General features: G+C 63.9%; 16 protein-coding genes and 4 pseudogenes. 9 read left to right on the forward strand and 11 right to left on the reverse strand.

Annotation, left to right across the window (positions count from 1 at the left end; all coding sequences use genetic code 11):
• Positions 1-64 precede the first annotated feature (64 nt).
• Positions 65-1,624 carry a methyl-accepting chemotaxis protein gene (locus OKW35_RS23495; protein ID WP_429553258.1) on the forward strand — a complete coding sequence of 520 codons (1,560 nt, stop codon included), beginning with the start codon at positions 65-67 and terminating at the stop codon, positions 1,622-1,624.
• A 68-nt stretch (positions 1,625-1,692) separates the two neighbouring features.
• Here the strand turns inward: OKW35_RS23495 and OKW35_RS23500 are convergent, their stop codons facing one another.
• The 6 genes and pseudogenes from OKW35_RS23500 to OKW35_RS23525 all read right to left on the reverse strand — a co-directional run.
• Positions 1,693-3,180 carry a SulP family inorganic anion transporter gene (locus OKW35_RS23500; protein WP_429402756.1) on the reverse strand — a complete coding sequence of 496 codons (1,488 nt, stop codon included), beginning with the start codon at positions 3,178-3,180 and terminating at the stop codon, positions 1,693-1,695.
• A gap of 264 nt (positions 3,181-3,444) precedes the next feature.
• A complete protein-coding gene (locus OKW35_RS23505) occupies positions 3,445-4,035 on the reverse strand; it encodes a BPSL1445 family SYLF domain-containing lipoprotein (RefSeq protein ID WP_429553259.1) in 591 nt (196 codons plus the stop codon).
• A 266-nt stretch (positions 4,036-4,301) separates the two neighbouring features.
• Entirely contained in the window at positions 4,302-5,690 is a 1,389-nt protein-coding gene (locus OKW35_RS23510) for an FAD-binding oxidoreductase (protein WP_429553260.1), read from the reverse strand.
• Positions 5,691-6,583: 893 nt separating this feature from the next.
• The gene (locus tag OKW35_RS23515) at positions 6,584-8,917 is read right to left on the reverse strand and encodes a hypothetical protein (protein WP_429553261.1); all 2,334 of its coding nucleotides are present in this window, start codon (positions 8,915-8,917) and stop codon (positions 6,584-6,586) included.
• Positions 8,918-9,136: 219 nt separating this feature from the next.
• Positions 9,137-9,798: pseudogene (pdeM, locus tag OKW35_RS23520) on the reverse strand (ligase-associated DNA damage response endonuclease PdeM).
• Positions 9,795-11,627, reverse strand: a pseudogene (locus OKW35_RS23525) (helicase-related protein); the annotation flags it as partial. The pseudogenes OKW35_RS23525 and pdeM, both read right to left, overlap by 4 nt.
• Before the next feature lie 459 nt (positions 11,628-12,086).
• Between OKW35_RS23525 and OKW35_RS23530 the strand changes: the two are divergent.
• The 3 genes and pseudogenes from OKW35_RS23530 (at position 12,087) to OKW35_RS23540 (ending at position 14,353) form a co-directional block, all read left to right on the forward strand.
• Positions 12,087-12,437 carry an FKBP-type peptidyl-prolyl cis-trans isomerase gene (locus OKW35_RS23530; protein WP_373685682.1) on the forward strand — a complete coding sequence of 117 codons (351 nt, stop codon included), beginning with the start codon at positions 12,087-12,089 and terminating at the stop codon, positions 12,435-12,437.
• A gap of 205 nt (positions 12,438-12,642) precedes the next feature.
• A pseudogene (locus tag OKW35_RS23535) lies at positions 12,643-13,003 on the forward strand (DUF488 family protein).
• Positions 13,004-13,279: 276 nt separating this feature from the next.
• Positions 13,280-14,353, forward strand: a complete 1,074-nt coding sequence (locus OKW35_RS23540) for a DUF6765 family protein (RefSeq protein ID WP_187611192.1) — start codon at positions 13,280-13,282, stop codon at positions 14,351-14,353.
• Between the two features lie 53 nt (positions 14,354-14,406).
• On the opposite strand, the gene OKW35_RS23545 is transcribed toward OKW35_RS23540, so the two are convergent.
• Positions 14,407-14,658: a hypothetical protein gene (locus OKW35_RS23545; RefSeq protein ID WP_429553262.1), complete on the reverse strand. Its 252-nt coding sequence runs from the start codon at positions 14,656-14,658 to the stop codon at positions 14,407-14,409.
• Between the two features lie 412 nt (positions 14,659-15,070).
• Here OKW35_RS23545 and OKW35_RS23550 point away from each other — a divergent pair, with 412 nt between their 5' ends.
• The 4 genes from OKW35_RS23550 (at position 15,071) to cls (ending at position 18,409) form a co-directional block, all read left to right on the forward strand.
• Positions 15,071-15,409, forward strand: a complete 339-nt coding sequence (locus tag OKW35_RS23550; RefSeq protein WP_090807114.1) for a hypothetical protein — start codon at positions 15,071-15,073, stop codon at positions 15,407-15,409.
• Positions 15,410-15,620: 211 nt separating this feature from the next.
• Positions 15,621-16,454: an H-NS family nucleoid-associated regulatory protein gene (locus tag OKW35_RS23555; protein WP_429553263.1), complete on the forward strand. Its 834-nt coding sequence runs from the start codon at positions 15,621-15,623 to the stop codon at positions 16,452-16,454.
• A gap of 22 nt (positions 16,455-16,476) precedes the next feature.
• Positions 16,477-16,983: a hypothetical protein gene (locus tag OKW35_RS23560; RefSeq protein ID WP_429492586.1), complete on the forward strand. Its 507-nt coding sequence runs from the start codon at positions 16,477-16,479 to the stop codon at positions 16,981-16,983.
• 151 nt (positions 16,984-17,134) lie between these two features.
• Entirely contained in the window at positions 17,135-18,409 is a 1,275-nt protein-coding gene (cls, locus tag OKW35_RS23565) for a cardiolipin synthase (protein ID WP_429353128.1), read from the forward strand.
• 33 nt (positions 18,410-18,442) lie between these two features.
• On the opposite strand, the gene OKW35_RS23570 is transcribed toward cls, so the two are convergent.
• Positions 18,443-18,610: a hypothetical protein gene (locus tag OKW35_RS23570; RefSeq protein WP_429553264.1), complete on the reverse strand. Its 168-nt coding sequence runs from the start codon at positions 18,608-18,610 to the stop codon at positions 18,443-18,445.
• A gap of 54 nt (positions 18,611-18,664) precedes the next feature.
• Here OKW35_RS23570 and OKW35_RS23575 point away from each other — a divergent pair.
• Positions 18,665-20,230 (forward strand): annotated as a pseudogene (locus OKW35_RS23575) (IS3 family transposase).
• A 210-nt stretch (positions 20,231-20,440) separates the two neighbouring features.
• On the opposite strand, the gene OKW35_RS23580 reads toward OKW35_RS23575, so the two are convergent.
• Genes OKW35_RS23580 through OKW35_RS23590 form a run of 3 tightly spaced genes read right to left on the reverse strand, consistent with a single transcriptional unit; the run spans position 20,441 to position 23,099 of the window.
• Positions 20,441-20,983, reverse strand: a complete 543-nt coding sequence (locus OKW35_RS23580; RefSeq protein WP_429553265.1) for a hypothetical protein — start codon at positions 20,981-20,983, stop codon at positions 20,441-20,443.
• Positions 20,984-21,033: 50 nt separating this feature from the next.
• Positions 21,034-21,687, reverse strand: a complete 654-nt coding sequence (locus OKW35_RS23585) for a response regulator (RefSeq protein WP_184046652.1) — start codon at positions 21,685-21,687, stop codon at positions 21,034-21,036.
• Positions 21,684-23,099, reverse strand: coding sequence for a cache domain-containing protein (locus OKW35_RS23590; protein WP_429291581.1), 1,416 nt, complete (start codon positions 23,097-23,099; stop codon positions 21,684-21,686). Before OKW35_RS23590 ends, OKW35_RS23585 begins: the two co-directional genes overlap by 4 nt.
• Between the last annotated feature and the right edge of the window lie 212 nt (positions 23,100-23,311).

A 23,311-nucleotide genomic window follows, 5' to 3' on the forward strand; every position in this document is an offset into this window, starting at 1 on the left:
ACATGAAACGTTTGCGGCGTCCGTTCGCGCGGACAGCCGCCGACCACGACAAGGGATACGGAAGATGGAACGGTTTCGCCTGAAAGTGCGGCTGTGGCTCGCGCTCGCGGTGATGTGCATGGGCATTCTGGCGATCGGCCTGTGGGGGGCGTTCAAGACACGAGACACGATGATCGCCGATCGCGAGGGCGAGCTGAAAAACGTGGTCAGCATCGCGTACAGCGTGCTCGATCGCTACAACGCGCTCGTCGCGGCCGGCACGATGCCGCTCGCCGACGCGCAGCGCGCCGCGATGGACGACCTGCGCGCAATGCGCTACGACGGTGCCGGCGGCTATCTCGTGCTCGAAGACAGCCAGGCGCACGTGCTGATGCATGCCACGCGCGCCGACCTCGTCGGCAAGGACATGACCAACGTCACCGATCCGGACGGCCGCCACGTGTTCAAGGAAGGCTCCGAGCAAACGCAGCGCGAAGGCGAGGCCTTCGTTCATCTGCAGTTCCCGAAGCCCGGCACCGACAGGCTTGCGCCGAAGATCAACTACATGCGGCTTTACAAGCCGTGGGACTGGACCATCGTCACCGGCGTCTTCACGGACGACATCGACGGCGTGTTCTACCGCACCCTCGTGCAATACGTGATCGCGGCGGTGGTGCTTTGCGCGCTCGTGTCACTGGTGATCGGCGTGATTCTGCGCAGCATTCTGCGTCAGCTTGGCGGCGAACCGGCGTACGCGCTGCAGATGGCGTCGCGTATCGCGGACGGCGACCTCGACGTGGTCGTCGACGCGAAGGCCGGCGACAGCACGAGCCTGCTCGCCGCGATGAAACGGATGCAGCAGCGTCTCGCGCAGGCGATCGAGCAGATTCGCGCCGGCGCGACGCTGATTTCGTCGGTATCGAACGAGATCGCCGCGGGCAATTCGGACCTGTCGCGCCGCACCGAGCAGCAGGCGGCCGCGCTCGGCGAGACCGCGTCGAGCATGGAGCAGATCACCGCGACCGTGCGTCAGAACGCCGACAACGCGAAGCAGGCGAGCCAGCTCTCGCACAACGCGTCGGAGACCGCGGCGCGCGGCGGCGCGGTGGTCGGTCAGGTGATCGACACGATGCGCGGGATTTCACAATCGTCGCACCGGATCGGCGACATCATCGGCGTGATCGAAGGGATTGCGTTCCAAACCAATATTCTCGCGTTGAACGCGGCCGTCGAGGCGGCGCGCGCGGGCGAGGAGGGCCGCGGTTTCGCGGTGGTCGCGGGCGAAGTGCGCACGCTCGCGCAACGCAGCGCGGCGGCCGCGAAGGAGATCAAGGCGCTGATCGAGGAATCGGCCGCGCAGATCGCGGGCGGTTCGGAGCACGTCGGACGCGCGGGTGACACGATGCAGGAAGTCGTGCAGGCGGTACGTCGTGTCAACGACATCATGGGCGAGATCAGCGCGGCGTCGGCCGAGCAGACCTCGGGCATCGAGCAGGTCAACATCGCGGTCGCGAGCATGGATCAGACGACGCAGCAGAATGCGGCGCTCGTCGAGGAGGCGAGCGCGGCGGCCGATGTGCTGAAGACGCAGACCGGGCAGTTGTCGGCGGCGATCGCGGTGTTCCGGTTGCCCGAGCAGCGCTAAGGCACCAGGCCGCGTTGTCGACGCGCGCGAGAATTCACCGCACGCGGGCTCGCAACGCGGTGCGTGTCTCACGCCAGGCCGATCCCCGCGCGGCTCAACAATTGGCGGTTGCGCTCCGACAGATTCTTCATGCGCAATTGCTTGCCCGCCTTGCGATAGCGCTCGGCCAGACCCTGCAACGCGGCGAGCGCCGAATGATCGGCGAGCAACAGGTGACTGCAATCGACGGTCACGCTCGCCGGGTCGCGCGCCGGATCGAACAGCTCGTGAAAGCGCGTCGTCGACGCGAAAAACAGCGTGCCGCGCGGCACATAGGTCTTATGGCCCGCTCGATCCTCGGCATGCGTGTGAATTTCGCGCGCGTGCTGCCACGCGAAGTTGAGCGCGGCGATCACGATGCCGCACATCACCGCGATCGCGAGATCGGCAAACACGGTGATGACCGTGACCGCGACGATCACGAGCGCGTCGTTGCGCGGCACCTTGCCGAGCACGCGCAGCGATCCCCACGCGAAGGTTTGCTGCGCGACCACGAACATCACGCCCACCAGCGCCGCGAGCGGAATTCGCTCGATCAGCGGCGACAGGAACAGGATGTACAGCAGGATCATCACGCCGCTGACGATTCCCGACAGCCGCGAGCGTCCCCCCGAATTCAGGTTGATCATGGTCTGGCCGATCATCGCGCAACCGCCCATGCCGCCGAACAGCCCCGATGCGAGGTTCGCCGCGCCGAGCGCGACGCATTCGCGATTCGGCTGACCGCGCGTTTCGGTGATTTCGTCGGTCAGGTTGAACGTCAGCAGCGTTTCGAGCAGACCGACGATCGCGATCAGCACGGCGTACGGCAGGATGATGCGAAGCGTCTCGAGATCGAGCGGCACGTCGGGCAGATGCAGCGTCGGCAGATTGCCGGCGACATGCGCCATGTCGCCGAGCGTGCGCGTCGGCAGATGCAGCAGCTGCGTGAAAAGGCCGATGCCGAGAATGGCCACGAGCGCCGGTGGCACGGCTCGCGTAAGTCGCGGCAGCAGATAGACGATCGCCATCGTCAGCGCGACGAGCGCGCACATCGTCGCGAGCGCGCTGCCGTGCAGCCAGGCTTCGCCGTGCGGCGTGAGCGTTTTGAAGTGAGCGAGCTGCGCGGTCGCGATGACGATCGCGAGTCCGTTGACGAAGCCGAGCATGACCGGATGCGGGACCATGCGGATTAGTTTGCCGAGCCGCAATATGCCGAACAGGATCATCAGGAGGCCGCTCAGGATCACGGTCGCAAGCAGATACTGCGCGCCGTGCTCGACGACGAGCGCGACGATCACGACGGCCATCGAGCCCGCCGCGCCCGAAATCATGCCGGGACGTCCGCCAAATAGCGCGGTGACGGTGCAGATAAAGAATGCGCCGTACAGACCCATCAACGGATTCAGATGGGCGACGAGCGCAAAGGCGATGCATTCGGGCACCAGCGCGAACGACGAGGTCAAGCCTGCGAGCACGTTGCTGCGAATGCCGGACAGCCAGGCGGGCCGACCGGAAGCTGGACTAGCGGTGTTCATGTTCTACGAGGTGGCGCGCGAGCGCAATGCTGAGGCTTGTATGGGCTGCGCTGGACTGGCGTGGCAACGCGCGGCTGCGCGAAGGATTGCGTCCGCTGGGCGCGGACGGTTGACGAAAGGCGTGAATTCTACCGTGGCGCGATGAACGGCGCTGGCGAAGCGGGCGGGAACGCCATGGCCCGAACGCGCCGCGCGGATCTGTCATGCGATCGCGCGGCGCGCTCGCGCCACAAATCCGCAAGAGGGAAAGCTCCGCTCAGATACTCAGATAATCAGCCGCGACACCTTCGTGCCCTCGAGCGACACGCCGGCCATCAGGCCGCCGTTGGTCAGCACGAAAGCCTGCACCGGGCTCGTCGCGGTCGACGAATCGACCGCGCCGTTCGCGCCGACTTTCAGCACGGCGACGGTCGCATTCGCGCCGACTGCCCAGCCCTGGCTGTGCATGAATTCGTCGAGCGCTTCCTGCGTCATGAACAGAAACACGAGCGCCTTCGACTGTGCGCCGATCTGCAACCCGAACGAGCCCGCGACCGTGCTGTAGTAGCCGACCGTGCGGCCGCCGATGCGCATCGCCCCTTCACCATACTGTCCGCCGACCCAGAAGCCGGCCGAGATCACCGATGGAAGCACCAGCACGCCGCGCGCTTTCGCGACGAGCTCACGCGCACCGTCGACGTTTTCGTAGAGACGCGCGAGCGTCGAGTCGACGCCGGCGTTGATCGTGTCGCGCTTGCCGGCGTTGGCAGACGGCGATGCGTTCGAGGACGGCGAAGTCGTCGTGCAACCGGTGAGGCTCAGGCCTGCGACGGCCAATGCAGCGCTGCCGGTCATGATGAATTGTCGTCTGCGCATGACGGTTTTCCTTTGCGTTTCTCACGCGTGTTGTACGTTTTGGAAGAGTGCGGCGAGTCGCCTGCTTTGCTTTGTTCTCATATGCACGCTGGAGGTTCCGTGCGCGCGGTCATCGCAGCCAGGCGGCGGCGTGCCGCGACGTTCGCATCGCGGACGCCCACCGCTCAAATAGCAGGTGGCGTGCCCAATGGCCGCGCCGCCTTGCGCGAGAGCGGCGCGGCCATTGCAGTTCGGGTTTTTGCGCCGCTTTCCGTCACGCGTCGTCGCTACGCCGTTGGGCGAATGTTCTGGTTATGACGGAACAGGTTGCGCGGATCGTAGCGGTCCTTCACGGCGACGAGCCGCTCATAGTTGGGCCCATAGGCATCCGCGATACGGCCGCCTTCCTCCTGAGTCATGAAGTTGACGTACACGCTGCCTAGCGCAAAGGGGCGCGCCGCGTCGAAAAAGTCGCGCGCCCATTTGACACAGCGCTCGTCGTCGCGCGCATCGTCCCAGCGGCCGTGCACGTTCATCGCGTATTGCGTCTCGCGACTTGGGTAAGCGGTCGCGTCGACCGCCACGCGCTGCGTTTGCGCGCCGATCAAGCCGAAGAAAATTTCGCATTGCGCGGACGGCAGTGTGTCGATCGCACGGATCAGCGCGTCGATCAGTCCATCGTCGATGGTGGCGAGGTTGTGCGACTTCCAGTAGTTGCGCGCGCCCGGCGTGAGCAGCGGATCGAAGGCCTGTTGCCAAACTTCATAAGGCATCGGACCGAGATGTTCGCCGAGCGGCTTGCCGAAGCCGCGCACGGCTTCCACCGCGGCTGGGCCTTTTTCGACCGGCCCGTTGTAGCACATCGCGAACACCAGCACGGGTTGGCCGTGCACGTCGGGCGGCAGGAACGGCAGCGGTGGCGCGAGCCGCGCGACGGCCCAGACGGCCAGCTCGTCGGGCATCGCGGGCACGGCATCGCGGTATTTGATCAGCGCTTCCTTCGCGTCGGCGAGCGGCAACACGACGAGGCCGCCGTACACGAGCGGGCCGACCTCATGCAGCGCGAACTCGAATAGCGTAACGACGCCGAAATTGCCGCCGCCGCCGCGAATCGCCCAGAACAGATCGTCGTGCGAAGTGGCGCTCAGGCGGCGCAATTCACCGTCCGCGGTGACGATGTCGGCCGCGACGAGGTTGTCGACCGTCATGCCGTAGCGGCGGCTCAACCAGCCGAAGCCGCCGCCGAGCGTCAGACCCGCGACGCCGGTCGTCGAGTTGATGCCGAGCGGCGTCGCGAGTTCGAATGCCTGCGCTTCGTGATCGAGATCGTGCAGCGTCGCGCCCGGTTCGACATAGGCGCGCCGCGCTTGCGGGTCGATGCGCACCGATTTCATCGTGGACAGATCGAGTACGAGGCCGTCGTCGCACACAGCGCTACCGCCGATGTTGTGGCCGCCGCCGCGAATCGCGAGCGGCAGTCCGTTGTCACGCGCGAAGGCGACGCCGCGGCGCACGTCGGCAACACCCGCGCAGCGCAGGATCATCGCGGGAGAACGGTCGATCATTGCGTTCCAGATGCTGCGCGCCGTGTCGAAGCCCGGCGTGTCGGGCAGCAGAAGCGGACCGCGAAGTCCGGATTTGAATTCGTCGACCGCGCTGCTGGAGATAGTAACCATGTTGTACCTCGTCGAAGAGGGGAAGGCGCTCGCAGAACGCTGCTCCGCAGACCAACCAAAAATGCGGGCGGTGAATGAAAGCGGATTGAGAGGTTCGGCTGCGTGCAGTAAACGGGGCGACGCGTCGAAGTCAAACAAAGGTTTACCCGCGTTCGTGGGCGATCCCGCGCGGTGGCTCGCGGGGACAGGCTTTTGCGGGCAGGGCAACGACGATACGCGGCGGTACCGCCGAAGATGGTGGGAATGCTCCGGGAAAAGCGTGCGCGCCGATGTGTTGGTTATCCGACGCGCTGGTGGTTGTGCCACGACACTTTGCATATGGGCGTGGCTCGTGATCGCGTGCGACCGAGGCACATGTTCGACGACTGTGCGAGGTAGCGCACATCGCGACAGCGATTTTCGCGACGCACGCGCATTGCCCGACGACGCGTAATGTTTCGCACGCGCATTTCGGTGATTTTCATTGCGTTGTCTATTGGGTTGCTCTCATTGGGTTTTTCCTATTTCTATTTTTATGTGCGAATGGCCACATGAATAAAACCAAATGTGTAAATGGTCCATATTTGTCCGATAAAACCGAAGGCTAATTCTCTTTTTTCTGATCAGATTGCACTGGGCGCGAGATTTTTTAACTACCTGTCTGAAGAATGTGGAGTAGCGGATTTGGCGGGCGGATCGTCGTTTAACGCCGCCTGACGGGCCGTATCGGCAATATCGCATTGCGTGGTCTAGCGCACGGTCGAGCGATTGCGCTGCGAATAACTTCAACGTCCATCAAGCCTCGCTGTGCGGCTCTCACGATCACGTGCGCGCACGGCCAGCCGATTCTCTCGAAGCACGCCAAATCGGACCGGGGATTTTCCGTGAGAGAAGTGTTTAGTGCGAACGATTTTTTAATTCGCATAAAGCGAAGCTGCGCAAAGGCTTTGACTTTTCGTTTTGTTGACGAGCGGAGATTCACTCGTTAATTGGACCGGTCTTTTTGGTGAAATAATTCGGAGAGTGAAATGAAGAAGCAAAACGGGGACGCGTGGATATTGGGAACGCGACGGGCGGCTTTGGCGGTCGCGGTCAGTCTTTATGCGGCGATGGCGGGTGCGCAGACGAATTCGGGAAGCACCGCCGCGCCGGCAACGAATCCCGCAGTGATGGTGCTCGCCGAGGCTAGCGTGCACGGCGGATGTCCGTCGGGCGGCGGGCCGGGCTGCACGTCGCAGGGATTCGGGCAGCTCGGGGCGGGCGCCTTCGGCGTCGCGGCGGCGGGGCTCGGCCCGACATCGCCCACCGGCTCGCCGGCGGGCAACGGGACGTCCTCGACGGGCACGGGCGCGGGAAGCGGTGGCGGGAATAGCTCGGCTAATTCCGGCCCGGGCGGGGTGGGCTCGGGAAATACCGGCGGCAACAACGGCAATGGCGGTGCCGGCGACAACGGTAACGGCGGCGCGGGTAGCGGTGGTGGCGGGAATGGCTCGGGGAATGGCGGCACGGGCGGCGATGGCGGCGGTACCGGAGGCGGTGATAACGGCGGGGACGGTGGTGGGGATGGTGGTCATGGTCATGGTCATGGTCATGGGCATGGGCATGGGCATGGGCACGGCGGCGATGGTGACGGCGATGGCGGCCATGGTCATGGCCACGGCGGTGATGGTGACGGCGACGGCGGCCATGGACATGGCCACGGCGGTGATGGTGACGGCGACGGCGGCCATGGACATGGCCACGGCGGTGATGGTGACGGCGACGGCGGCCATGGTCATGGCCACGGCGGTGATGGTGACGGCGACGGCGGCCATGGACATGGCCACGGCGGTGATGGTGACGGCGATGGCGGCCATGGTCATGGCCACGGCGGTGATGGTGACGGCGACGGCGGCCATGGACATGGCCACGGCGGTGATGGTGACGGCGATGGCGGCCATGGTCATGGCCACGGCGGTGATGGTGACGGCGACGGCGGCCATGGACATGGCCACGGCGGTGATGGTGACGGCGACGGCGGCCATGGACATGGCCACGGTGGTGATGGTGACGGCGATGGCGGCCATGGTCATGGCCACGGCGGTGATGGTGACGGCGACGGCGGCCATGGACATGGCCACGGTGGCGATGGTGACGGCGATGGCGGTCACGGTCATGGTCACGCTGGCGATGGTGATGGCGATGGCGGTCACGGTCATGGTCACGCTGGCGATGGTGACGGCGATGGCGGTCACGGTCATGGTCACGCTGGCGATGGTGACGGCGATGGCGGTCACGGTCATGGTCACGCTGGCGATGGTGACGGCGATGGCGGCCATGGCCATGGGCACGGCGGTGATGGTGCCGGCGATGGCGGTCATGGCCATGGCCAAGGTGGTGATGGTGATGGCGGTCGTGGCCACGGTGACGGCGGCCGCGGCGATGGCGGCCACGGCGCCAGCGGTCATGGCGATGGCGGTCATGGCGATGGCGGTCATGGCGACGGCGGTCATGGCGACGGCGGCCACGGTGACGGCGGTCACGGTGACGGCGGTCACGGTAACGGCGGTCATGGTGACAGCGGTCACGGTGACGGCGGCCACGGTGACGGCGGCCACGGTGACGGCGGTCATGGTGACGGCGGCCACGGCAGCAGCGGTGGCGAAGGCAAAGGCGGTTCCGGCAACGGTGGCCATGGCGGTGAAGGCGGTGGCGGCCAGGGCAACGGCGGTTCCGGCAACGGCGGCCATGGCGGTGAAGGCGGTGGCGGCCAGGGCAACGGCGGCTACGGCCACGGCGGCCATGGTGGTGAAGGCGGCGGCCAGGGCAACGGCGGTTCCGGCAACGGTGGCCATGGCGGTGAAGGCGGTGGCGGCCAGGGCAACGGCGGCTACGGCCACGGCGGCCATGGTGGTGAAGGCGGCGGCCAGGGCAACGGCGGTTCCGGCAACGGTGGCCATGGCGGTGAGGGCGGTGGCGGCCAGGGCAACGGCGGCTCCGGACACGGCGGCCATGGTGGTGAAGGCGGCGGCCAGGGCAACGGCGGTTCCGGCAACGGTGGCCATGGCGGTGAAGGCGGTGGCGGCCAGGGCAACGGCGGCTACGGCAACGGCGGCCATGGCGGTGAAGGCGGCGGTGGCCAGGGCAACGGCGGCTCCGGCAACGGAGGCCACGGTGGCCGTGGCGGCAACGGCGGCAACGGCGGCGGTCAAGGCAGCGGCGGCCACGGTGGCGGCTACGGCGGCGGTGGCTCCGGCAATGGTGGCCACGGCGGCGGCAACCACTAACCAGTGGCAGGAGTCCCGCGAAGCTTGCGGGGCTCCCGAGGGTGGAGGCCGGCGCCGCCCGGCCTCCACACCGACCGCGCTCGCGCGCCGCGGGGAGTTTGCAGCGAAAGAGCCAGCAAAAAACCCAGCCAGCGAACCGGCCAACCAATCCGCAAACAAAAAACCAACCAGGCAACAAAATGGACGGCCCCCGCCGTCCACTCAACTCCTCAACTCGATCACTCTTTGCTGTACCACCAGAAAAACCCTCTCCCCCAGAACGCGCCCCGTCTCACGCGCGCCTCCGGTAAAACTACCGAACGCCGGCAGCACCCCCCGATCGATCCCAAAGCGAAAGCACGGCACGCGCACTGAATCGGTCCGCGTCGCGATCCGAAAGACCGGATGCACATGCCCCGCGAGCATATACGCGTGATCGACCGCATGCGGGCGCTGGCACAGCGCCCAGGCCCCGATATGCCACGGCTCGCGCACGGACTCGACATCCAACGTAAGCGGTAACGCACCGGCATGCCGATCGTGATTGCCCTCGACGAGCACCACGCGCCTCGACGCATGCCGCGCGCGCCACGCGTGCAACGCATCGAGCGTGAGCGTCGACAGCGACTCGCGCGCATGCAGCAGATCGCCGAGAATCACCAGCGTCGCCGGCTCGAACTCGGTGATCAGACGTTCGATCCGCAGCAAATTCTCCGCGGTCGAACCCGTCGGCACTGGAATGCCGCGCGCGCGAAACACCGCATCCTTGCCGAAATGCGCATCGGGATAAAAAGCGCGCGCAGCGCCGGATCGAAACACGCGCGCAAGCTCGACAGCACGAGAGGTCGTCCGCCGACGTCGATCGCGAGCGAGGTCGGCTTCATCGTTGCGCCGCCCGTTCGAGCTCGGCCAGCATTCGCTCGACGCGATCGGCGAGCTTCTCGGTGCTGACTTTTTCGCGCAGGCGTCCGACGATCAACGGAAACGCGAACGGGGTCGGCTTCTTGGGCCGCGTGAGCACGACGCGGTTCGCGTTCATTCGTTCGAGCGCAAAACGAATGCGCCGCACGTCGAGTTCCTGCAGCAGTACTTCGGTATCGGCCTGGCCCAGCAGTAGATTGCCGCGATCGTGCTGACGAAAGATCTGGTAGAAAAGCCCGCTCGATGCCTGCAATTGCCGCGCGCTCTTCTGCTGTCCCGGATGCGCCTGAAACACGAGTCCCGACACTCGTGCAATCTCGCGAAAACGTCGCAAGGGGAGTTCGGACGAATTGAGGCTCGCAAGAATGTCGTGATCGAGTTCGTCAGGTGAAAGCAGGCCATTCTCTAATTGCGCGGCCCAATCGAAAGCCTGCGCGCACAGCGATTCGAAACCGTAGTCGTTGATCGAAATCGAAAACGTGCCGGGCTTGTCGCGCGCGACTCGCCACGCGAGCAGAGCGCAAACTCCGATATGCGCAATGCGTCCCGCGAACGGATAGCAGAAGAAGTGGTGACCCTCGCGCGATTTGAGCAGCTCGACGACGAGTTATGTGGTGTCGGCGAGCTCGGACGATAGCGGCATGCCGCTGCCGGCCCATTGCGGCATTGCGCCACGCGATGAGCTCGCGCGCCGCACCCACGCCGTCATGTCCTGAACGCGGATCAGTTCGAGCGCGCGGCCGCCGAACGTGAACACATCGCCGGGCTTGAGCCGCGAAATGAACGATTCCTCGATTGCACCAATGCGCCCGCCCGATAGATACGCAACGTTCAACGTGCCATTCGCGACGATCGTGCCGATGTTGTTGCGATGCCGGCGCGCGAGATCGTTGCGCGGGACGCGGTACAGACCGTCGCTATCGCGCGCGACGCGATGGTAGTCGGGATATGCGCGCAGCGTCGCGCCGCCGCCTTCGACGAAACCCAGCGTCCAGTCGAACTCCTGCTGCGTCAGATCACGATATGCATAGGTATGCAGAAGTTCATCGTACAGCTCAAGCGCGTCGAAGCCACCGCCGATCGCAACGGTGACGAGGTGCTGCACCAGCACGTCGAACGGCTTTTGCGGCGTATCGCGGCTTTCGATCTGCCGCTTGTCGACGGCTTCACGCGCGGCCGCCGCTTCGATCAATTCGAGCGCATGCGTCGGCACGATCGTCACGCGAGACGGCAAACCGGGCGCATGTCCCGAGCGGCCCGCGCGCTGCATCAAGCGCGCGACGCCTTTTGGCGAGCCGATCTGGAACACGCGTTCCACCGGCAGAAAATCGACGCCGAGGTCGAGACTAGACGTACACACGACAACCTTTAGCAAGCCGTTCTTCAACCCACGTTCGACCCACTCGCGTACCTGCTGATCGAGCGAGCCGTGATGCAGCGCGATCACTCCGGCCCACTCGGGGCGCGCCTCGAGCAGCGCCTGGTACCACACCTCGCATTGCGAGCGCGTGTTCGTGAAGACGAGCGACGTGCGTGCTTCGTCGATCGCGCGTGCGACCGCATCGACCTGCCGCATGCCCATATGACCGCCCCACGGAAAGCGCTCGATCGTGTCGGGAATGATCGTGTCGACGATCAGTGCTTTCGGCAGCGCGCCGTGCACGCTGACGCGCGGCGTCGCGACCGGCGCGAGCAGTACCTCGGTCGCGAACGACAGATTGCCGAGCGTCGCCGACAGCCCCCACACCTGCAAGCCGGGCCGCCAATGGGTGAGACGCGCGAGCGCGAGTTTGTCGGCGAACAGGCGGCGCGCGTCGTCAGGTGAATACGAGGGGAACGGTAGCGGTTCGAACGCGGGTTTCGCGCGCATCGAGCCGCGCGTGTTGCGCGCGGCTGCGCGGAATCCGGCGCGGCCTTGGTGCGCGAACGCGCTCGTCGGAGGGGGCTGGCGCTGCGCAGGGATCGCAAGCGGGGTCGTCGGAATGGGCCGGCTCGGTCATCGAAAGCGCTCTCAACAAGTGTGGCGGATTCGCTTGCCGGCGACTCGCGCCGGACGTTCATGTGGACCGCGGGGTCGCGCGACGGCTCAGCGAGGTTCCTGATGGGCGCGCAACGACCCGCGGCATCGGGCAATATGTGGGAGCCTCGGCCGACACCCGATCCGTTACAATCAAACGGACTACCCCACTGGAGATTCGCTTTGAAATCACTCGTTGCTTTGCTGGCCGCAGCCGTTCTGTCCTCGACCGCGATGGCTGCCGCGCCGACCACGGAGAAGCTGCCGTCCGGCGTCATCGTCGAACATCTGACGCAAGGCACGGGCCCGCAACCGTCCGCGACCGACGTGGTAAAGGTCAACTATCGCGGCACGCTGCCCAACGGCACCGAATTCGATAGCTCGGCCAAGCATGGCGGGCCGGCCACGTTCCCGCTCAATCGCGTGATTCCGTGCTGGACGCAAGGCGTGCAGAAGATGAAAGTCGGCGGCAAGGCGCGACTCACGTGCCCGGCGGCGACCGCATACGGCGATCGCGGCGTCGGCCCGATTCCGCCGAATACCGATCTGACCTTCGAAGTCGAACTGGTCGACATCGTCAAATAAAGCACGCGAGCGGCGCTAAAGATGCACTGACACCCGAGCCTCGCTGCGCCAATCGCAGCGAGGCTTTTTTATCGGCGCCGAATGGCCTGCCAGGGGATTCACCATGAACCGTGACAAAAGTAGCGTGCAGGTGGCCAGCATTGGTTTTACCGGCAAGAGCGCCCAGAAATTCTTCGGTTTGCTGAAGGACGCCCATGTGCGCACGGTGCTCGACGTTCGCCTGAACAACACGTCGCAACTCGCGGGCTTTGCGAAAAAGCAGGATCTGCCTTACTTTCTCGACCAGTTGTGCAATGCGGCGTACGTGGAAATACCGGAACTGGCTCCCGAGCCGGACCTGCTCAAACGCTACCAGGGCAAGCAATTGAGCTGGGAGAACTTTCGGGAGGAATATTTCGACCTCATCGCGCGCCGCCCGCGTGGAAAGTAATCTGGATATCGCGCTATTCGAATCGGCTTGCCTGCTTTGCAGTGAACATTTACCACATCATTGCCACCGGATGTTTGCGCTCGAATATCTGAACCAGCACTGGAATAGTCGTCTTTCCGTTACACATTTGACCTGACCGGCGCCGATCGGGCCGGATTACGTTTTTCCGCCTCATTGGCCGGCGGCTTTCCGTGCCGGCAGGTTACATCTCGCCGGCTGCGCCCGCGTTTCCTTCAGTAGCCCGAATGGTTGCGTGGCGCGAAACGTGGAAAAGCGCGTCCAGTACGCATGTTTTTTCAATGCGTGTGCCGCTCGCTCGTCTACTATCTACTCACGCGCAGCTCCCTCTATTCGTCTCGCCCTATCGCCGGCCACGAACCGGCCGTGATTACGCGCGCCAGGAGCGCTTGCCATGAACATCGACTTTCATTACGGCGTGGTCTACATTGCCGCGCGCGTCGGCGGCATGACGGCCGGCGATGCGCAAACCATCGCGCATGCCTGCCAATATGTCGACGACGCAACGACGAGCGGCATACTGCGGTTCAAAGGCGGCGAGACATTCGAGCGATTCGCGACCGCGCACAAGTTATTCGATTACGCCAATACCGAGAACGACCAGAACCGGCTCGTGTGGACGCCGTTCCATTTTCTGCCGGCTGGCGAGGGTGAAAGTCTCGAGGAAAAGGCGGTTTGCCGGCCCGACAGTGAAGTTGCGCGCGAAGTCGTGCGGCGCGCGATCCGGCAGCGCGATTCGGAGACCGCGTTGCACCGGCTCGGCGTGACGCTTCATACCTATGTCGATACGTGGGCGCACCAGGGATTCGCGGGCATCGAAAGCCCGTGGAATCGCGTGCATCTTCTCGAGGCACAGGATTGCACGCGCAAAGGCTGGCTCGCGAGCCTCGAACTAGCGGTCGCGCATCTGATCGAGCATGTCGAGGAGGACGTTCTGACGATCGCGTTGCCGGTCGGCCATGGCGCCGCGTTGCATTATCCCGACCAGCCATGGGCGCGCTGGCATTACATCGACGGCCGCAATCACTTCATCTCGCGACATAATTTGCCGGATTTCGTGCAGGCGGCGGACATGAGTTGTCGTGTCGTGCGAGCTTATCTGGCCGGACGCGAAGATTTCGAAAACCATCCAGGCATGCCGGACGACGTTAAAGACGCACTGACCCGGCTGCTCGATACGAACCGCGAACCCGACGACAACCTGCGTCTGAGAACCGTTTGCGAATGGGTGAATGCAGGCCGTATTCCAGGTTTGAAAGAACCCGTGCCCGGCTATATCGCCAAAGGACAAGGATCGTGGAAGTACCAGGCCACCGGTTTGTTGTGCGATGACGACACCGGGGACAGACCGGAGTGGACGACCGCCTTCGAGAAGAGCGACTACCGGCTCTTTCACGACGCGGTCAAACAGCACCGTTTCGTGACCACTCAGGAGATCTTGCCCGCGCGCGGATTACGCATTGCCTAAGTGATCGGAGCAGGGCGCGTGCGAACGTTTGCGGCGGCGCCCGAATTCTCCAGTCACTGCATTCGGGCTTGCTGATGCGGCGCAGCCTGAGTCGCCGCCTGCTGTTCTTCGGCGTGCTTTTTGGCCATATGCCGTCCGACGATACAGCCGCCGACCGCGCCGACCACCGCATGATGTCCCGCGTAGTGCCCGGCGACGCCGCCCACTACCGCTCCTTTCAGGCAACCGGCCGCGTTCGCGGTACCGGCCATTGCCAACGAGACTGCCATTGCCCCGAGGGCGATCTGAATAAAACCAGCTTTCATTGCAAGTACCATCGTGTTTGAGTGGATCGGAATTAGGGTGGCCCGGCGTCCATTTCAATAGCCGCCGCGAGCATGGCGGCTGACAAAGGACTCTCTATTGGCCATACGTCCGCCGCTGGGCACGGAGACGAAGTGTAAATGGACTTGGCCGGTACAGGAGCAACAGGTGCTGCAAGATCGTAACGGCACGTTACCGGAGCCGGGGCCGTGTCTTTGCACGCGTCGTCAGTGGCGTTTCGCGCATGCTTGAATCCGTTCGCTATAGCGGGCCACGAAAAAAGTCCGTTTTCAAATAAAAAGTGGACTACTCTCCTTTGAATATCCAAAGGCCTGGCTATAGTAGAAGCGACTAATGCCAGAAAGCACGGCGGCGCCCCTTTCTGTCGCCGATGCGGATGACGGGGAAACACAAATGACGCCATCGAATGCAGCGATCTATCAGACCAGGACTTGTACGCCGGAGTCGTTGCGCACGCTCGCGAGCTTTCTCGAATTGGCGCTCGACGAGGGAAAAAGCGTGGTCGTGATGCGGATCGGCAAGCAGGCGCGCAGCGTTTATGTCGGAAATCCATCCGGGGCATTGGAGGATTTAACGGATTCCGGCGTCGTCGACGCTTTCCAGGCAGATGAAATGCTGGTACTGACCCGCCTGGGCCTGAACCGGATAACGGCGGACGGTCAACACTACCGCTTCATACGGAGTGTGAGGTACATTGCCGATCGCCAGGTCGTCGTTTTTACACCTATCTGAGTGGTGGTGGAACCGAAATGAAAAAGAAGAATCAGGTGGGAAGGAAAAGGAAGAAAGCTTCGATGACCCGGTAAAAAACCTGAAAGCTTCGTCATTTGAACGCCGCATCGGTGCTCGTATCGATGTATTGAAGCTCGGGATAGGTCAATACACTGCCTTTCTTCCGTCATTCATGGCATAGTTCGACGATTACCACATAAGGAGCAATCAAATGCCTTCGTTAGAGCAAATCCAAGCCAAGCTTAAGAAGCTCCAGGAGCAAGCTGACGTTCTCATTGCCAGAAAAGCACAAGCCGCGGTCGACCAGATTCGCGAATTGATGCTCAAGCACGGTCTCACGACTGCCGATATCGAAGCACAGGCGAAGGCACGACGTGCCGCGCAAGGTCTGAATGGCAATCCGGCGGGTCGCGGAAGACCTGCGGGCACGAGCAAAGCCGCCAGGTCGGCAACCCCGGCGAAGTATCGCGACCACAAAACCGGCGCGACCTGGACGGGGCACGGCCGCGCGCCTGGCTGGATCGCCGGCGTGAAGGACCGCACGGCGTTCCTGATCGACGCTGCGAGCGCAAGCAAGCCCGCGGCTGCTCCCTCCGCGAAGGGCGGCAAAGGACAGCCGAAAGGCGCCCAGCCGCCGAAGTACCTGAATCCGAAAACCGGCGCGACCTGGAGCGGCCGCGGTCCGGCGCCGGCATGGCTCGCGGCCGTCAAGGACCGCAGCAAATTCCTGATCGATGGCGCGAGCATGGCTGCCGCTCCGAAAGCGGCGAAAACGGCGGCAAAGAGCAGCCAGGCGAAAGCGACCGCGAGTGCGGTAGGCAAGAAGACCGCGGCGAAAAAAGCAACGCGCAAGACGGCCGTGAAAAAGACCGCAGCCAAAAAGGTAACTCCGGCAAGCCGGAAAGCCGCAGTGAAGAAGACCGCCGGCCGCAAAAGCGTTGTGAAGGCGGCAAGAAAAGCACCGGCGCGCAAGGCTGCTGCAAAGAGTACGGCCGCACCCGTCGCGGCGGCTCCCCAAACGCCAGAGACGCAAGCAAGCGCGTAATAGCCGTGGAGTCGTGAAGTAGATGGTTAGCACGTTCGATGCACCCCGGCAGGAAGATCAGGTCTTCCTGCTGGACTCCGCTCCTCATCCGGCAGCCGATGCCGCCGAACCATTCATCGTCGCCAGCGATCGCCGCGTGATCCTCACTTATCCGATTGCGGAGTCGGACTTTGAACGGTTCGGGCCATTCGATCCCGACGACGATCCTTTTTGCGCGGTGCTGTTCGCCGACGCCATCTTTCACCGTCTCGGGCCGCCGGGCGGTGACGATCTCGCCATTCATCCGCTCGCGGCCCAAGGTCTCGTCGGCTGCGCGGTGCATGAAGTCGTCAATTCGTCGTTGTGCGCCGAGATTGCCGCCGTGGCGACAGACTCCGTCGCCATTGCTCCCGAGGCACCGGCGCGGCGGCATTTCGTCATTACGTTTCAGGCATCGACGTTCGAATGCGTGGCGTCGGACTATACGGTCATCGGCGTATTCGGCGCGGGCGAAATCGCAAGCCGCGAGGCGTTTGCTTTGGTCAGATAAAGCATTGGAACCAGAAAGCAAGGCGCGGTCCTGATCCGGGCACGCGCCGTGCATGACGTGCTGATAGTGAAAGCCAGGCACGAGTGCGGCATTCCCCCGCCGGATGCGGGAGTCGTATGCCGTGACCCGCCGCCTGCCATCGAGGCCACGCATGCTGACCATTTCTATTACCGCGTTCGTCACGCTCGTGATCGTTCTCCTGATCGCCAATCTGTCGAGCGGCGAGAAGAAAATAGAACACAGAATCGAGCGGCTTTATAAGAGCGAAGATCCGCAATTCCTTCGTTCGATGGGTTTATTGCTCGGTCCACCCGTGGTGCCGGGTAATCGCTTCGAGATGCTGCTCAACGGCGACCAGATCTTTCCGTCGATGCTCGAGGGCATTCGGTCGGCGCGCGAAACCATCACATTTGAAACGTTCATTTACTGGTCTGGCGAGATCGGCGGACAGATTGCGCGTGCGCTGGCCGATAAGGCGCGCGAAGGTGTCGCCGTGCATGTACTGCTCGACTGGGTCGGTTCGTCGAAAATGGATCGGCACTATCTGCAACTGCTGCGGGAGGCCGGCGCCGAAGTGGTCAGGTATCACAAGCCGCATTGGACCGGACTCGGTCGCATGAACGACCGTACGCACCGCAAACTATTGGTGATCGACGGCCGGATCGGTTTTACCGGCGGGGTCGGCATAGCGCCGGAGTGGACTGGCAACGCGCAGGACGAAAAGCATTGGCGCGATACGCATTTTCGCGTGACGGGTCCAGTGGTCGGCCATATGCAGGCCGTGTTCATGGACAACTGGATCAAGGCGACCAGCAGCGTATTGCACGGTCCTGAGTATTTTCCGCACATCGATGCCGAGCCGAAAGGAGCGGGCCAGGGTCTCGCGCATATGTTCAGCAGTTCGCCGTCGGGCGGCAGTGACGACATGCAGTTGATGTATCTGATGGCCATCACCGCCGCCACGCGCAGTTTGCAGCTTGCGAGCGCGTACTTCGTGCCCGACAAGCTCACCATCAACGCGATCGTCGAAGCCGCGAAACGCGGCGTGAAAGTACAGATCGTCACGCCGGGCAAACGCATCGACACGCACACGGTGCGCGAAGCGTCGCGCGCGTGTTGGGGCGATCTACTGAAAGCGGGCGTCGAGATCTACGAGTACCAGCCGACCATGTTCCATTGCAAGTTGCTGGTAGTCGACGAGTACATGGTGTCGGTCGGCTCGACGAACTTCGATAGCCGCTCGTTCAAGCTGAACGACGAAGCGAACCTGAACATCTACGACCGTGATTTCGCCACGCAGCAGACCGCCGCGTTCGACGACGACATCGCGAAGTCGAAGCGCGTCACGCTCGAAGCATGGACGCGGCGTTCGTTCACCGAGAAGCTCGTCGAAAAATTCGTGCGGCTACTGGACACGCAGCTTTGAATGCCGGTGCGAACGAGACGAAGCGCCGACGGATCAGTGAACGGCGCTGCTCAGATACGCCTCGACGTCGGGGCGCACTGCTCGCTTGCCGTTGCGGCGTTCAACGGCAGCCACATCGACGAGGCGCGCCTTTGCGTGTTGATACGCATTGGCAAAGCCGCGCAGTTGCTGCGTGACCGGACGGTCGTCCCCCCGCGTCACAATGGTTGTCGCCTGGATAAAATTGGAATCTGGGGGCGATAAAGAGAGAACAAGTTGGCGCGTTACGGAAAGACATTCAAGGACAGGGCAGTGGCGCGGTTGCTGCCGCCGGAGAGCGCATCAGTGGAAGAGGTTGCGCGAGAGATCGGTGTGGGCGCGCAGACGCTGGAGCGCTGGCGCAGTGATGCGCTGTCCATGCCCGCTCGCGAGCGGGCATGGACAGCGGCCGCGCGTTTCGAAGCGGTGTTGAGCACGGCAGCGATGGACGAGACGGCCCGCAATGCGTGGTGCCGCGAGCATGGCGTGTATCCGCAGGAACTGGCGCAGTGGCGGCAAGCGGCCACGCAGGCGCTGGCCGAGCCCGAAGAGGCCCGTGCGAGTCCACAGCAGACGAAGCAGGACCAGCGTCGCATCAAGGAACTGGAACGCGAACTGCGGCGCAAGGAGAAAGCACTGGCCGAGGCAGCCGCATTGCTGGTTCTTTCAAAAAAACTCGGGGCGATCTTCAACACGGACAAGGGCGAGGACGAATGATCGGCCTCGAAGATCGCCAGTTCCTGGCCCGGGAAATCGATTCGGCAAGACTGGCTGGCGCACGGTTGCGCCTGGCCTGCGAGGTGGCCGGAATCGACGTGCGTACCCTGCAGCGCTGGAGGGCCAATCAAGGGCTCGTCACTGGCGACGCCAGGCCCGGCGCGATGCGCCTGCTGCCCGCGCACACCTTGAGCCCGCAGGAGCGGGAAAACGTGCTGCGCGTAGCCAGCGAGCCGCGCTTTGCCGACATGCCACCGGCGCGCATCGTGCCGATGCTGGCTGACGAAGGCGTGTATATCGCCAGCGAATCGACCTTTGCACGCGTGCTGCGCGAGCATGGGCAGATGAGGCGCCGTGGCCGTGCCAGAACTCCTTCGAGCGGCCGGCCGCCGACCACGCACGTCGCAACGGCGCCGCGCCAGGTGTGGTGCTGGGACATGACGTTTCTGCCGGCAACGGTAACAGGTCGATGGTTCCACCTATACCTAATTCTGGACCTGTAGCCGCAAGATTGTCGGCTGGGAGGTGCACGACAGCGACGCGGCCGAACACGCTGCTCATCTCGTACGTCGTACGGCGCTCTCCGAAGGCATTGCCGCCCTTGAGGCCCGGCCGGTGCTGCACGGCGATAACGGGGCGACGCTGAAGGCCACTACCGTGCTGGCGATGCTGCACTGGCTGGGCATCAAGCCGTCGTACTCGCGCCCCCGGGTCAGCGACGACAACGCCTATGCCGAGGCGCTGTTCCGAACCGCGAAGTACCGGCCGGAGTTTCCGGTCACAGGCTTCGAGGACCTGAACGCTGCTCGCACCTGGGCTGCCGGCTTCGTGCAGTGGTACAACTTCGAGCATCGTCATAGTGGCATCCGCTACGTGACGCCTGCGCAGCGTCACGCCGGTGACGATCGTGCGCTTCTCGCCGCTCGGCATGCACTGTACGAGAGGGCCCGCGAGCGCAATCCGGCCCGCTGGTCGCGCCACACGCGCAACTGGACACCGGTTGGTGCCGTGACGCTTAACCCCGAACGCGACTCAGTCGTCGAGATGGCGTCGATCAGCGCAAATAAACAGCCTCTGGCTGCATGAGTGAGGCGACAACTTGCTTGACGCGCGCCGTCGTCGAGCCGGCGTCGTGTGAGCGCTTGCGCGATGCTGCGTTCGATCAGCGCCAACTGGTGTCGATATAGTCGATGCACCGCTCACGGCAGCGCGAGGATATTGCACCAGCGCATCGAGATTGGGCGTGTTGATTTCGCCGCCGAACGCGTGGATGTCGGAGTAGCCGAGACTACCGCGCTAATTGCCCGGATTGAGCACGGGCTTGTCCGGGTCCGCCTGGGTGCGGTAAGGCAACTGCGCGGCGTGAGGATCGGTGATCGTGTTGTCGATCACGCGCTCGACGTCCGCCGTTTTGGCGAGTTCGGTGAGGAAAGTCTTCTTGTCGAAGCCCGGCGCGACGCAGCCTTCGACGTAGATAAAGCGGCGTTGCAGCGTGAGCCATAGCGTCGATTGCTCGCGCCAGTGCGTCGCGACGTTCAGATTCGCGAGACGCCGTTGCACGCTTTCGGCGATTTCCGCGTCGTACAGATACGCGTTCGGCAAACGGCAACGGCCTTCGATCCAGCAGCTATTGCCGCGTTCGATTCTGTAATGGCTATCGTCGAGCCATTCCTTTTCGGTTTCGAATGGGCCAAGCGGAGTTGGGCAATCGGCGATCGCTTTGGATATCTGCAGGAATGGATCGTGGCCGCGATTGAAGCGCGCCGGTTCGCCATCAACGCGAGCCGTGGCCACGCAAATCATCAGACCGGCAAGACTCAGTTCGAACACGCGCTTCATGCCGTGGTCGCTCCAGGTGTGGACAGCTCATTATCGCGCGCCCGCGAACCTCAACGCTTGTTGCGCCGGTTCTCGACCGCGAACTTGATCAACTCGGCCTGTCCTTCGATATCGAGCTTGCGCTTCAGATTCAGCCGATGCGTCTCCACGGTTCGCACCGACAGATCGTTGCGCTGCGCGATCTGCTTGCTCGACAGTCCCTCGGCAAGCGCATCGAGAATGTCGCGCTCGCGCGGCGTCAAGCGTTCGACAGGCGATTGCGTCGCCGACGCCTGGATCAGTCGAGCACCGATCTCCGCGCTGAAGAACGTCTTGCCGTCGAGTACCGCGCCGATCGCCTGAATGATTTCGAGCGCCGGCGAATCCTTCAGAACGTAGCCGCTCGCGCCCGCGCGCACCGCCTGCGTCACGTATTCGAGGTTGTCGTGCATCGACAGCATCAGCACACGAATCGCCGGAAAGCGCTCGTGAAAGAGGCCCGCCAACGCAATGCCGTTCATGCCGCTTTTCATGCCGACATCCATCAGCGCCAGATGCGGCGCCTGTCGTTCGGCCAGCGCGAGCGCTTGCTGCGCGTCGCCCGCTTCGCCGACCACTTCGAAGTGGCGCACTGCTTCGAGCCGTGCGCGCAGACCGTCGCGCACGAGCGGATGATCGTCGACGAGCAGCAGACGCGCGATGGAAGGAGAGGTCGTGTCGTTCATGATGAGAGTTCCTGCAGGGACGGCACCGTTGCATGCGTCGTGGGCAGCGGCACGCGCGCGGCGACGACGGTGTGCCCCGGCTGCGAGTTCAGCGACAGCGTGCCGCCGAGCGCTTCGAGCCGTTCGCGCATGTTGCGCAGGCCGACACCTTCACGTCCGCCGACGAATGCTTCGGTCACGTCGAAGCCGCGGCCGTTGTCGGAGATCGTCAGCGTGACCGCATCGCGCGAAACCTCGAGCGCAAGCGCCGCGCTCGACGCCTGCGCATGTCGCACGATGTTCGTCAGCGCTTCCTGGGCGATGCGAAACAGCACGGTGTTGACCGTGTCGGGCAACGTGGCGGCATGCGTATGCGCGATCTGCGTGAAGCCGATCGCGATGCCGGACTCGTCGCCGAGTTCGCGCGTCAGTTGTTCGAGGGCGGCCGCGACGCCGAGATCGTCGAGCATCGACGGACGCAGCGCATGAGAAATGCGCCGGACTTCGCGCAGCGTATCGCCGAGCCGCGTGAGTCCGGTGGACAGGGCGGCCTCGGCGGCGGGCACGCGTGCGTCGCCGCGTTCGAGCCGCGCGAGCGCCGATTCGAGCAGCAGCTTCACGGACACCATCATCTGGCTGATGCCGTCGTGCAATTCGCGCGACAGGCGCGCTCGCTCGTTTTCCTGCGACTCGACGACCTGCTGCGCGAGCCGCTTCAGCTTCGCGTCGGCACTGCGATATTCGGTCACGTTCAGCACGAGTGCGCACAGCGCAATGACCGCGAGGCCAGCCACCGCGATCGCGTCGATCCACTTCATCGTGCGATCGATATTGGCCGCGGCCTCCCCGTCGATGTGCGCGAGCGTCGTGTCGACGTCGTCGAGATAGATGCCGGTGCCGAGCATCCAGCCCCAGCGTTCGAGCGGCACCACGTAGCCGAGTTTCGACTCCTCCTTGCCGGTCGACGGCCGATGCCACAGATAGCGCACATAGCCGCCGCCGCGCGCGGCTGCGGCGAGTAGCTGCTGGATCGTCGGCGTGCCATGGCTATCGCGCAACGACCACAGATCCCGACCCACCAGATCCGGCTCGCGCGGATGCATCAGCGTGCGGCCGTGCAGGTCGTACACGAAGAAGTAGCCGTCCTCGCCGAAATTCATCTTTTCGAGCACCGCGAGCGCACGCGTGCGCAGCAGCGCGTCGTCGCGTGCGTTGTCGCCGCCGGCCTCGTAGAGCGGCGCGATCGCAGTCGTCGCGAGTTCGACGTAGTGCTTTAGCTCGATCTCCTTACTCGCCATGTACGCGGCCTGGGTGGTCGCGTGCTGCCGCTCGGCGAGTGCGGTCGCTTCGCGGCGCACGCCCGTCTCGATGCTGGCGATCGCCGCCAGAAAGGGCACGATCGCGAGCAGCACTATCTTTGCTTTGAGTTTCATCGTTGAAAAAAGCCAGTCAACGGGCTACGTAATATTACGTAGACGGCTTACGTAGTTGCGCGCTTGAAAGCAGGCGCGCGAAGGCGAATACTACATGCCCGTCGCATACCGCGCCGCGCGAGGCCTGGCGCTCGAGTGTGCGATGTTCCCCGATTTTCCGCCTGACCTCAGGCAACCGGGCATTTGCGCGTCGGGCCACGAGCCATCGCGCG

It is taken from the genome of Paraburkholderia sp. MM5477-R1 (genome assembly GCF_050436385.1).
GTDB classification, from domain to species: Bacteria; Pseudomonadota; Gammaproteobacteria; order Burkholderiales; family Burkholderiaceae; genus Paraburkholderia; species Paraburkholderia tuberum.